Raw genomic sequence first — 11,812 nt, 5'->3', positions numbered from 1 at the left:
TTTTTTAGTTGAGAGCAGGTGCCGATGAAAATTACGAATTTAAAACTGCAGAATTTTCGAAACCATGAGGAAACCATGGTCGAGTGGGCACCGCACATGAATGTCATTATTGGTCAAAATGGCGCAGGTAAGACTAATCTTATCGATGCTATCCACTATTTGTGCATGAGCCGGAGTTTTGTATCCAGCAGTGATGTGTATGTGGTGAATCAGGATTCCACTTTTTTCATGATTAAGGGACATTTCGAGGGCAATATACGTGCGAGTTTTGATGTGGGATGTTCCTATTCGCGCGGAGAAGGAAAGAAGATTTTTGTCAATGAAAGTCCCCTTGACCGGTTGTCTGACCTGATTGGGATGGTACCTGTAGTAGTGCTTTCACCATCCGATAAAAAGTTAACCAGCGAGGGACCCAAGCAGCGCCGGTCATTTATCGATTCATTTATTAGCCAGATTTCTCCGGCCTATCTGCAAGATTTGCTAGCTTTTCGAAAAGCCCGTAAGCAGCGTAATAAGTTACTGCAGGAGTTCCGGGGGAGCCGTGAGGTGTTGATCGCTTACCTCGAGCCGTGGAATGTACAGCTGATGGAATACGGCTCGCGCATTGTGGCAAAGCGTACCGAAGTGTTGAATAAATTTCGGAATTATTTGGCGAAGGAGTACGAGGTGATATCCGGCATGCGACACGAGCCCCACCTGGAATATCAGACGTTTTGTGAGCCTTCCGAGGATGAGGAAACGGTGAGAAAGCGTTATGAGGCGGAGCTCGAAAAAGAGCAGGATCATGAACTCGAAAGGGAGCTGACGCTTATCGGTCCGCACCGCGATGAGATTGTTTTCTACTTGGATGACTTTGAGTTGCGTAAGTTTGGCTCCCAGGGGCAGCACCGCCTGTTTGCACTTGCTTTGAAACTGGCCCAGCTTTTGTATTTTTCGGACGAGTTGGATGATCTGCCTATATTCCTGCTGGATGACGTGTTTGGAGATCTGGATGCGCAGCGCACCGATGTACTGTTAAATGCACTTATTGAACATGCCGGCCAGACCTTCGTTACGGCGGCCAATCCGATTCCTTTTGATGAATATATAACCTTTGACGGTGAACGGAATAGAAAATATAAGGTGGAGCAGGGACAGGTTTCTGTTGTAAAACCGTAATCAATTTTGGCAATTATGGGTCGATATAAATCAAATTCACCGAAATCCCTTAAAGAAGCGTTAAAGGATTTCTTAGACACATATCCCCATCGCAAACGTTTAAAGCGGGGAATGATTTTATCGCTGTGGGAACAGACGGTAGGCGAACGTATTGCTGAACAGACAGAAAATCTGCATTTTGAACACGGAAACTTAGTGGTTCACGTAAAAAATCCGGCATGGCGGCAAGAAATTCACATGAAGCGCTACAGCATTGCTAAAAAGCTGAATGATCAGGTGGATGAGAATATAATCAAAGAGATTGTTGTGCGCTCATAATGTATATTTGACCCATGATATTTGTTCGAATATGATCGGTTGACCTGATAATTATTTATGGATACACCAAAAATTGAGGAATATAAAGAGAAGCTACTGTCGGCTTGGCAGTCGCTTCTGCAAAAGTCGAGTGAGGATGAGATTGCCGACTTTGGTCGTGAACGAATTATTGTTTTTGTCGTTGCCCTAATTTTGGCACTGGCCTTATGGCTGATGGTGAATTTAAGTCGAGACTATACCTTAAATATTGAGTTGCCAATTCAGCTTGGAGGTGTGCCTGCCGAAAAAGCGCTGGTCCGCGATCTCCCAAGCACTGCAACGGTAAGTGTGACGGGGGAGGGATGGAAGCTAATAAATTTATATAACAATCCTCCTGCCATAAATATTGACGTGAGTGATACGAAAGTAAATTTATTTGACCAGGTGCAGCAACAGATGAATGCGATGCTGAATATTAACATTCAGCGGGTACAGCCACAGACTTTAACGGTGCAGTTGGAAGATCGGGTTTCGAAAAAAGTACCAGTTCGTTCTGCAATAAACGTCAATTTCAGTGAGCAGCATGGGTTTTTAGATTCGCCGATAATAAATCCCGATAGTGTTACTATTGACGGCGCCGCCTCACTTATTGAAGGCATTGAAGCGTGGCCTACCGATTCGGTTCGGATTAATAATGTCACGAAGGATATTTCTCAAGTAGTACCTTTGAAGCAGCCGAGCGAGCTTATCAATTTATCGCAGAATGAGGTCATTTTTGAGGCTGATGTGGTTGAATATACCGAAGGAGAGATGCAGGCTAATATAACTACGCGTAACCTGCCTCCGGGACGTATGGTGAGCTACAGCCCGCTTGCTATTAAAATAAAATACGATGTACCTATCGAAGAATACACAGATGTGCAGGATGAAAATCCCTTTGATGCCTATGTGAGTTACCAGCAGATTTTAGAAGATTCAACCGGTTTCGTGACTCCTCAAATCGAAGAAAAAAATGAGCGCTACCACATCAAGTTGCGATCTTTTCAACCACGGCGCGTAGCGTACTTTATTGTACTGGATAATTAATAGCCTGTTTAAGCTACTTCTTCCAGCTGTTCTTCAAATGGCTTGATCACTTCCTCTACCGATCGGGTATCTTCAAAATAATCGAGGATTTTAAGCATAACCTCGTCTACCAGCACATCGGGACATGAAGCCCCCGAAGTGATGGCAATATCTATGGGTTGATCTTTGGAGGAGAGCCAGTTTTCTGTTTGTTTAATCTCTTTATCCCACTGGTTAAAGTGCTGGATTTTTTCCGGAGATTCGATTTCCTCAGCATCCCGAACGTGATAGGTAGGAAAGGAATGCTCTAAAATTTCAACCAAGTGCATGGTATTCGACGAATTATAGCCGCCAACCACAATGGAGAGGTCGGAATCGGTTTCGGCCAGGGCAAGCGTCGCCGATTGATTTTCGTTTGTGGCGTAGCAAAGTGTATCCGAGGTATCGGCAAAGTGATCAAGAATATCGGCCTTACCATATTTTTCGATAGCTGCTTCTTTAAGGATTTCCATCACTTCCTCCGTTTCGGTAGCCAGCATGGTTGTCTGGTTGATTACGCCGAAGTGTTCCAGATCTTTCTGAGGATCAAAACCATCTGTACTTTTATGGCCAAAATACTCTTCAAAATCTGACTGCAGACGATCACCCGTCATGATGTCCGCTAAAATTTGTGCTTCTTCGGGATTTAAAACAACGACACACTCCGAGTGATCTGCACTGTGCGAAAAGGTGGCCCTTGTTTCTTCGTGGCGGTGCTTGCCGTGGATAACCAGGGAATATCCCTTTTTGCCAAGTTGTTTGCCCCTGCGCCAAACCTTCTCTACAAAAGGACATGTGGTATTATACTCATAGGGATCAATGCCCTGCTTTTTTAGTTTTTGCTGGATTTCAATCGTTGTTCCAAAAGCAGGTACGATTACAATGTCATCTTCATCCAGCGATTCAATGGGAATGATCTCCGTGCCGTCGGTTTCAAATAGGAATTTAACGCCCCGAGCCTGCAGATCTTCATTCACCGTCGGGTTATGAATCATCTCGCTAAGCAGGTAGATATCCTTTTCCGGATAGTTCTTCACGGTATCATAGGCAATATCAATCGCATTTTCTACGCCATAACAAAACCCAAAATGGCGCGGTACGAAAAATCGAACCGGTCCAAAATCGAGCACGCTGGGCTCAAGGTCTTTCTTGGTGGGATCCACCACTTTATTGGCGTCTTTAACCTTACTGATGATGGGAGATTGATAAATATCGGGGATGTTGAATTTCTTGCGAGCCATATCTACTTGCTGGATTTAATTTAGCCTCTAAATATACGGAGCTGAGTGCGAAACATCACAAAGAATAACAGTAAAATTACTGTTTTCGATCACAGTAAGGAAGGAGTAATGAAGGGAGTAGTGGACTGTCTATATCGGTGAGTGAAATATTTTAAACTTCAGCAACTTCATCCAGCTTAACACCTACGAGACGACTGATGCCTGTTTCCGGCATGGTTACGCCGTACATCATCTCTGCTTTGCTCATGGTCTTTTTATTATGGGTGATGATGATAAACTGGGTTTCTTCGCTGAAATTGCGAATCATGTCTGCAAAACGCTCGATGTTGGCATCATCCAATGGGGCGTCAACCTCATCAAGAACACAGAACGGAGAGGGTTTAACAAGATATATTGCAAAAAGAAGGGCAATGGCCGTAAGCGTTTTTTCTCCCCCCGAAAGCTGGTTGATGGTAGAGGGGCGTTTGCCCTTGGGATTGGCCTTGATTTCTATGCTGGCATCAAGAGGATCTTCTGCCTCCTCGTCAATTACAAGATCGCAGTAATCATCCTCATTAAACAGCGTATGGAATACCTTTTGAAAATTAACCCGGATTTTTTCAAACGTTTTATTAAACCGCTCAATGGCCGTTTTGTTAATCTCGTTGATTGTTTCCTGAAGCTCCTCAGCAGCCTGGTGTAAGTCGCCGACCTGCTCTTCATAAAAATCGAGCCGTTCTTTTTCCTCTTCGTACTCTTCGATGGCTAACGGATTGACTTCACCGATTTTATTGAGCTTCTGTCGCAGCCAGGCAATACGTTCTTTGGCTTCGTCGGGCTCGGTATCTTCGGGCAGTCTTTTGTCGATCTGATCCATCAGTACGCCGTAGGTTTCCCAGATATGATCAGAGAGATTTTCGATCTGCATTTCGTACTTTTCCTTCGACATTGCAAGGTGGTGGACGAGCTCCATATTCACTTCCTTGCGTCGTCGAACTTCCTTTAGATCTTTCTCAATTTCATTGATGCGTCCACGTTGCTTGCCAGAAGCTTCCTCGGCTTGTTCAAGCTGTTTGTCTGCCTCCTGTTTTTTCTCTTTAAGCGTGTTGAGCTCGTCTTTAAGCTGCTCAATGGTCGACTGGTACTTATCGATGCGTTCTTTGGATTCTTCGGTCTTCTCCGAGCGAATTTTGAGCCGTTTCTTTAGGTTTTTAATCCCTTCTTGTGCTCGTTTAATGTCTCGCTCGTGATTCTCAACTTTGTTTTTCAGATCCTGATGCTTCAGCTGTGCATCGTTGTATCGACTTTGAGCTATCGAGCGTTCTTCATCAAGTTTTTGTAGTGTTTTCTTTTTCTCCTCCTGCTGTTCGTGCAGATTCTTGAGTTTTTGTTGCAACGCCTTTTGTTTGGGTTGCAGTTCATCGAGCTGTTGTTGCGAGGAATCTTCGTTATCAATTAACGACTTGCGTCGATTTTCGAGCTCACCGATATTTTTCTGATAGATCTCAATTTTGTGCTCAAAGCTATTGATGTTATTTTCAATTTTACGGACGTGCTTCTCTTTCTCTTTAAGTTCCTGCTCAATCTCATTCAGATCAATAGCCTCATATCGCTGTTGAACTTCCTCGAGCTGATCTTCTGATGATTGAATCTTACTGCTGATAGAACCGGCCTTATCTTCCAGCTTGGCAATTTTATCTTTTAAACCAACACGGATGCCGGCATTTTTGCTTTTGCTTCCGCTCTTTAAAAATTGTGTATTAGTGATTACTTCGCCGTCAAATGTTACCCCTGTGTGACTGTTGTTTTGAAGCGAAGAATAAGCTTCATCAACAGTGTCGAAAACACGAACATTGCCAAGAAGCAGCTCCTTCAAAGCACTGAACTTCGATTTCGTATCAACCTCATTGGCAAGAGAGCCGGAAGTCGTATGATACGAGTCGGAAAGTTGGTTCAGAGGTATAAATGTTGCCCGGCCTTTGTCATTTTCTTTAAGTATTGCGGCGGCTTTACGGGCATCAGCAAGGGTATCAACTACCACATAATTAAGTGCATCCGACAAGACCGCTTCAAGAGCTACTGCGTGTTTTTCATCCGTCGAAAGTACATTCGATACGACGTCTATCTGGGAAAACTGGTCGGTATGATTTTCTAACAGAAACTGTACGCTACTCGGAAAAGCTTCATTGGAGTTTGCAATATCCTGCAGGAGTTCGATCTCAGACTGAACGGAGTCGAGTTTACTTTGGTGTCTGCGAATCTGATCCTTGAGAGTATTTCGTTTTTCGCTAAGCTGTTCGCGCTGTTCCTTGGCAGACTGCAATATTTCCTGTTGTGTGTCTCGCTCTGATTTTGCCTTCTGCAGCTTTTCTTCAGCCAGCTTTTTCTCGCCTCGAAAATTCATGATCTCATCTTCGAGATCTTCAATTTCTTCACGGATGCGAACCAAATCACCTTCGGTGTTTTCAAGACGCGATTCAATTTTGATACGCTTGGTCTGCAGGTCGTTAAGATCTTGGTTTGCCTGCGAAAAGTCTTTTTCGAGTTGGTCTAGTTTTTCTTGCTCTTTATTATATTGTTGTTGAATTTCGGAGTAGCGCTCTTTGGATTCTGCAAGATTTTTTTCGGCCTTTTCGAGATCGTCATCGAATGTTTCCAGTTTCTTTTTACTGCTTTCAAAGGCTTCCCGGAGATCCTCCAGATCCTTTTCGCTCTGCTCAATATCACTGGTGTATTGTTCAATTACGTTTTCTTCGTTTGAGATCTTCTCCTGCGTAATCTCGAGAGATGTTTCGGTATCCCTAATTTTAGAATTGAGTTGGCTTACTCGTCGTTGTGCTTCAGATTGTTGACGTTCTTTTTCATTTAACGCTTTTCGAGCATCCTCGGCTTCTTCTTCCAGTTTTTCGGCTTTGGCAACAATCTCTTTCTTTTCTTTGTCTGCATTGTCAATACGTTCCTCAAGCGGCTCAAGTTCTTCTTTTATCTTACGGTATTCATGCTTGTTTAATGCCTTGTCGAGATGTTCTAACTCTTCTTTATATTTCTTTGCCTTTTGAGCTTTTTCGGCCTGCTTTTCGAGAGAATTGGTTTTTTTGCGAACCTCAACCAAGATATCTTCAACGCGTTGCAGATCAGCTTGGGTTTCGTCAAGCTTGCGAAATGTTTTCTTACGTTTTTCCTTATATCGGGTGACCCCTGCGGCTTCCTCGAAAAGTCGACGCCGATCGTTGTTTTTATCATTAAGAATTTCTTCGACCATCTTCAGCTCAATGACCGAGTAGGCATCGGAACTCATCCCGGTATCCATAAATAAATCGGTAATATCCTTAAGCCGGCAGGTAGTTCCGTTGATCAGGTACTCACTTTCTCCCGATCGATACAGGCGTCGCCCAATGGTAACCTCGTTATATTCGGTAGGAAGCAGCCCCTTGTTGTTGACAAACGTAAGATAGACCTCCGCCATGCCCAATGCATTTTTCTTGGCTGTCCCGTTAAAGATAACGTTCGACATGCTTGAAGAGCGGAGCAGGGTAGGGCGCTGTTCGCCAAGGACCCATCGCATGGCATCAACAATATTGGATTTGCCGCAGCCGTTGGGTCCTACAATTGCTGTTATGCCTTTGTCAAAAGAGACATTGGTTTTATAGGCAAAACTCTTGAATCCCTGAAGTTCAAGTTCGGATATATACATCTATTAGATTTGTTATAAGGTTATTTGTTATTGGTAAGTAGCAAAAACCAATAACTAATAAACCATTAACCAATTACACGGTCATTATCTCTTTTTCCTTCTTCTCAGAAAGATCTTCCACTTTTTCAGTGTGCTGATCGGTTAATTTCTGAATTTCGTCTTCGGCCTCGTATCGAGAATCTTCAGGAAGTGATTCTTCCTGTACCTTCTTTTTAACCTCATCGTTTGCATCACGACGAGTGTTTCGGATAGAAATACGTGCTTCTTCTGCCAGTTCATTTACACGCTTGACAAGTTCTTTACGGCGTTCTTCCGAAAGTATTGGCAAGGGGATACGAATGATATTTCCATCGTTATTAGGATTTAATCCCAGTCCGGCAGACATAATAGCCTTTTCAATGTCTTCCATCGCAGATTTATCAAATGGTTCTACGGTAAGGAGACGGGCTTCGGGAGCACTGACGTTAGCCAATTGATTTAAAGGAGTTTGTGACCCATAATAATCAACCTTTACGCCATCAAGTATCGAAGGCTGAGCCTTGCCGGCGCGAATATGAGACAATTCCTTTTTATAGTGTGCAACAGCCTGATCCATTTTTTTGTCGGCAGATTTGATAATAGGCTCTAACTCTGGTGGTATCATAATATTCGCGTGTTATTTAATTCTTTTTGATGATGCTATTATTTGATCAAAATGAATTTAAGAAATCTACGAATCTTCCCAAACCACCTTTGATCCCACTGAGGCATCTTCCTGCAAGACTTTTTTCAGGTTTCCAACTTTGTTCATATCAAAAACAATAATGGGTGTTTTGTTTTCTCGACAAAGGGTGAAGGCTGTTAAATCCATGATATCCAGCTGGCGACTGAGAACTTCTTCGCCGGTAATGGTTGGAAACTTTTCTGCATCGGGATTAATTTCCGGATCGGAATCAAAAATACCGTCAACGCGGGTCCCTTTGAGGATAACATCGGCTTCAATTTCAATTGCGCGAAGTGAGGCAGCGGTATCGGTTGTGAAGTAGGGATTACCGGTGCCGGCGCCAAAAATCACAACCCGTCCTTTTTCAAGGTGTCGGGTGGCACGACGACGAATATAGGGCTCAGCGATTTCCTCCATTCGAATAGCCGACATCAGGCGCGTTTGTACTCCCATTTGTTCCAAAGAATCCTGGAGGGCCATACTGTTAATCATCGTGGCAAGCATGCCCATATAATCTCCCTGAACGCGATCCATACCTTCCGTAGCGCCTTTGACCCCTCTAAAGATATTTCCTCCTCCAACAACGACAGAAACCTCAAATCCTTCGTCATGAATTGACTTTATCTCCTCAGAGTACTGAGTAAGAATATCTCCGTCAATGCCGTGGCCCTGTTTACCTAAAAGTGCTTCTCCGCTTACTTTTAATAAAATCCGATGATATTTGCTGTTCACTTTTTACCCTAGTTAATTATTGAATTGACTGTCTTTTTAATTCGATCTGATCAATCTTATAATCTCTTAAGCATAAAAAAAAGGCTACCGAATTGGTAGCCTTTTTTGCGAATCAAAATGATTACGAGTCATCGCCGAGCTGGAGTCGATGAAACGACTTAACCAGCGGAGTATCATTATTTTTGAGATACTCCTCGACAGAGAGACTGTTGTCCTTCACAAACTTTTGTTCCAGAAGAACACGTTCTTCGTAAAAGCGCCGCAATTTACCTTGCGATGCTTTTTCAGCAATCTCTTCCGATTTCCCTTCTTCAAGAAGCTGATCTTTGGCGATTTCGAGTTCTTTCTCAACAATTGAGCTGTCAACGCCTTCTCGCGTTACCGCAAGCGGATTCATGGCTGCAATCTGCATGGCCACATCTTTACCGATTTCAGGATCTTCAACATCCCCTTCAAACTCAACTAATACACCGAGTTGGTTACCGGGGTGGATATATGAGATGAAGAATCCATCCGTTTCAGTATAAAGTACACGATTGATTTTAATCTTTTCACCGATTTTACCAACCATATCTTTTACGTGGTCGGCAATCGTAAGTCCATCATGTTCGGTTTCAAGAAGTTCACTAACCGAATCAATTTGGTTTTCGAATACAATGTCTAAAAACTGTTGCGTACGATTTTGGAAATCATCATTACGAGCAACAAAGTCCGTTTCGCAGTTAATCTCGAGTGCTGCGGCTTTGCTTCCGTCATCGCTTACTCGCGTCACAATCAAGCCTTGATTAGCTTCACGATCAGAGCGCTTTTCAGAAAGTTGTTGTCCCTTTTTGCGAAGGATTTCAGTTGCTTTTTCAAAATCGCCGTCAGCTTCTTGGAGGGCCTTCTTGCAATCCATCATACCGGCCCCGGTCTGTTCGCGTAGTTCTTTTACGTCTTTTGCAGAAATACTCATTGTTCGAGTTACGCTATTTAAATTGTTGTTCTAAGTTTAAAAGGATAGTATGGCCGTTTTACTCTTCTTCGTTTGAAGAGTCGTCACCGGTATCTTTTTTCTTGCGACGTTTACGGCGCTTACCCGTAGCCTTGGTTTTTTCTTTTACCTGCTGCTCTTCAGCTTTGCGTGCCTCTTCCGTAGCTTGATCCATAATTTGCTCTTCACTTTGGGCTTCACGCTCGGCGTTGCCTTCAATTATGGCATCGGCAATTTTAGAAGTGACAAGCTGTATACTGCGAGCAGAATCATCATTGCAAGGAATAATATAATCCGGAGTATCGGGATCACTGTTGGTATCAACCATTGCAATAAGGGGGATATTAAGTTTAACCGCTTCGTTTACGGCAATATCCTCTTTGGTTGTATCAACCACAAAGATTGCACCAGGAAGATGTCCCATGTTGGCAATACCGCCCAAGGTATCCTCAAGCTTTTCATATTCACGCTCAAGCATTAAAGCTTCTTTCTTGGTGAGCTCCTCAAACGTACCGTCTTTACTCATACGGTCGATTTCTTCCATGCGAGAGATGCTTTTTTTAACGGTACTGAAGTTGGTCATCATTCCTCCTAACCAACGGTGAGTAACATAAGGCATTCCGCATCGAATAGCCTCTGTTCTTACAATATCTTGAGCTTGCTTCTTAGTCCCTACAAAAAGGATGGATTTTCCGGCACGGGCAAGCTTGGTAACTTCATCCAGTGCTTCCTGGAAAAATTTCTGTGTCTTTTTGAGGTCGATAATGTGAATCCCGTTGCGTTCCATGAAGATAAATTCCTTCATTTTGGGATTCCATCGGCGGGTAAGGTGACCAAAGTGGGCACCGGATTTCAATAGTTCTTCTAAGTCAGGTGTAGTAGGCATAGGTTAAATTTATTTTTGAGTTAGTCCTCTATGCAGATCATCCCCGGCGCTAATCCCAACTGATGTCGGGACACTCGGCGCACTGAGTAGCTGCATATGTGTGATTGAATTTTATGTGTCTGGAAAAAGAAAACGTATAAGCGCGATCTATTAACGCTTGGAGAACTGGAACTTCTTACGAGCACCAGGTTGACCGTACTTCTTACGTTCTACCATACGATCATCACGTGTTAGCAGATCATGTGCTTTCAATACATCGTGCCACTCTTCGTTGTGATCATCAAGAGCGCGAGCCAAAGCATGTTGGATGGCCCCGGATTGACCGGTAATACCACCGCCGCTTACGTTCACTAAAATATCAAACTGTCCGTCAGATTCGGTAACGTCAAGCGGAAGCTTGGCAATGTTACGATGTGCTTGAGTGCAAAAATATTCATCCAGAGGTCGTTTGTTTACAACAAACTCACCTGAACCTGGTTGAATATAGAGTCGCGCAGTAGAAGTCTTTCTTCTTCCGATGAAGTTTTTCTGTTCCATTCGTGATTAAAGCTCGATTTTTTCTGGTTGTTGTGCTTCTTGTTCATGAACCGGACCGGCATAAATCCGAATATTGGTCATAAGCTTGTCGCCTAACTTATTCTTTGGCAACATTCCTTTCACAGCTTTTTCAATAACCAATTCAGGATTGTGGTCCAGCATTTCTTCTGCCGAAGTAAAACGCTCACTGCCGGGGTATCCGGAATAACGGAAATATTCTTTCTGTTGTAACTTCTTGCCACTCAGACTAACTTTGCTGGCATTAATTACTACAACATTGTCACCGGTATCCATGTGAGGAGCGAAGTTAGGCTTATGCTTCCCTCTAAGTAGACTTGCTACTTTGGAAGCAACTCTTCCGAGCGCCTGATCTTCGGCATCAACAAGAACCCAATTTTTTTCGATATCACTCGGTTTAGGGGAGTAGGTCTTGTAACTGTTAGTATCCACGGTTAAAACTTGTTTATAATTGCTTTTATGTGAAGTCTCGAAAAATAGGCTTATTTAT

At 43.3% G+C, this 11,812-nt stretch carries 11 protein-coding genes; 3 read left to right on the top strand and 8 right to left on the bottom strand.

The window, feature by feature from the left end; genetic code table 11:
* Positions 1-24: 24 nt before the first annotated feature.
* Genes recF through ACT3IB_RS07310 form a run of 3 tightly spaced genes read left to right on the top strand, consistent with a single transcriptional unit; the run spans position 25 to position 2,541 of the window.
* The gene (gene recF, locus ACT3IB_RS07320) at positions 25-1,158 is read left to right on the top strand and encodes a DNA replication/repair protein RecF (protein WP_491538349.1); all 1,134 of its coding nucleotides are present in this window, start codon (positions 25-27) and stop codon (positions 1,156-1,158) included.
* Between the two features lie 15 nt (positions 1,159-1,173).
* The gene (locus ACT3IB_RS07315) at positions 1,174-1,476 is read left to right on the top strand and encodes a DciA family protein (RefSeq protein ID WP_491538348.1); all 303 of its coding nucleotides are present in this window, start codon (positions 1,174-1,176) and stop codon (positions 1,474-1,476) included.
* Between the two features lie 57 nt (positions 1,477-1,533).
* The gene (locus ACT3IB_RS07310) at positions 1,534-2,541 is read left to right on the top strand and encodes a CdaR family protein (RefSeq protein WP_491538347.1); all 1,008 of its coding nucleotides are present in this window, start codon (positions 1,534-1,536) and stop codon (positions 2,539-2,541) included.
* 8 nt (positions 2,542-2,549) lie between these two features.
* Here the strand turns inward: ACT3IB_RS07310 and ACT3IB_RS07305 are convergent, their stop codons facing one another.
* The 8 genes from ACT3IB_RS07305 to rplM all read right to left on the bottom strand — a co-directional run bounded on the left by ACT3IB_RS07305 (position 2,550) and on the right by rplM (position 11,754).
* Positions 2,550-3,800, bottom strand: coding sequence for a 4-hydroxy-3-methylbut-2-enyl diphosphate reductase (locus ACT3IB_RS07305; protein ID WP_491538346.1), 1,251 nt, complete (start codon positions 3,798-3,800; stop codon positions 2,550-2,552).
* 151 nt (positions 3,801-3,951) lie between these two features.
* Complete coding sequence (gene smc, locus ACT3IB_RS07300; RefSeq protein ID WP_491538345.1) at positions 3,952-7,473, bottom strand: chromosome segregation protein SMC; 3,522 nt, start codon at positions 7,471-7,473, stop codon at positions 3,952-3,954.
* Positions 7,474-7,546: 73 nt separating this feature from the next.
* On the bottom strand, positions 7,547-8,116 hold the full coding sequence (frr, locus tag ACT3IB_RS07295) for a ribosome recycling factor (protein ID WP_491538344.1): 570 nt from the start codon (positions 8,114-8,116) through the stop codon (positions 7,547-7,549).
* A 66-nt stretch (positions 8,117-8,182) separates the two neighbouring features.
* The gene (gene pyrH / locus ACT3IB_RS07290; protein ID WP_491538343.1) at positions 8,183-8,908 is read right to left on the bottom strand and encodes a UMP kinase; all 726 of its coding nucleotides are present in this window, start codon (positions 8,906-8,908) and stop codon (positions 8,183-8,185) included.
* A gap of 121 nt (positions 8,909-9,029) precedes the next feature.
* Positions 9,030-9,863: a translation elongation factor Ts gene (gene tsf / locus ACT3IB_RS07285; protein WP_491538342.1), complete on the bottom strand. Its 834-nt coding sequence runs from the start codon at positions 9,861-9,863 to the stop codon at positions 9,030-9,032.
* A 58-nt stretch (positions 9,864-9,921) separates the two neighbouring features.
* On the bottom strand, positions 9,922-10,767 hold the full coding sequence (rpsB, locus tag ACT3IB_RS07280) for a 30S ribosomal protein S2 (RefSeq protein ID WP_491538341.1): 846 nt from the start codon (positions 10,765-10,767) through the stop codon (positions 9,922-9,924).
* A gap of 150 nt (positions 10,768-10,917) precedes the next feature.
* Positions 10,918-11,304: a 30S ribosomal protein S9 gene (gene rpsI / locus ACT3IB_RS07275; RefSeq protein ID WP_095606209.1), complete on the bottom strand. Its 387-nt coding sequence runs from the start codon at positions 11,302-11,304 to the stop codon at positions 10,918-10,920.
* 6 nt (positions 11,305-11,310) lie between these two features.
* Positions 11,311-11,754, bottom strand: a complete 444-nt coding sequence (gene rplM, locus ACT3IB_RS07270; RefSeq protein ID WP_491538340.1) for a 50S ribosomal protein L13 — start codon at positions 11,752-11,754, stop codon at positions 11,311-11,313.
* Between the last annotated feature and the right edge of the window lie 58 nt (positions 11,755-11,812).

Source organism: Fodinibius sp. GM21 (assembly GCF_058386955.1).
The sequence above is the reverse complement of the archived record's forward strand: the minus strand, read 5'-3'. Positions and strand labels throughout refer to the sequence as shown.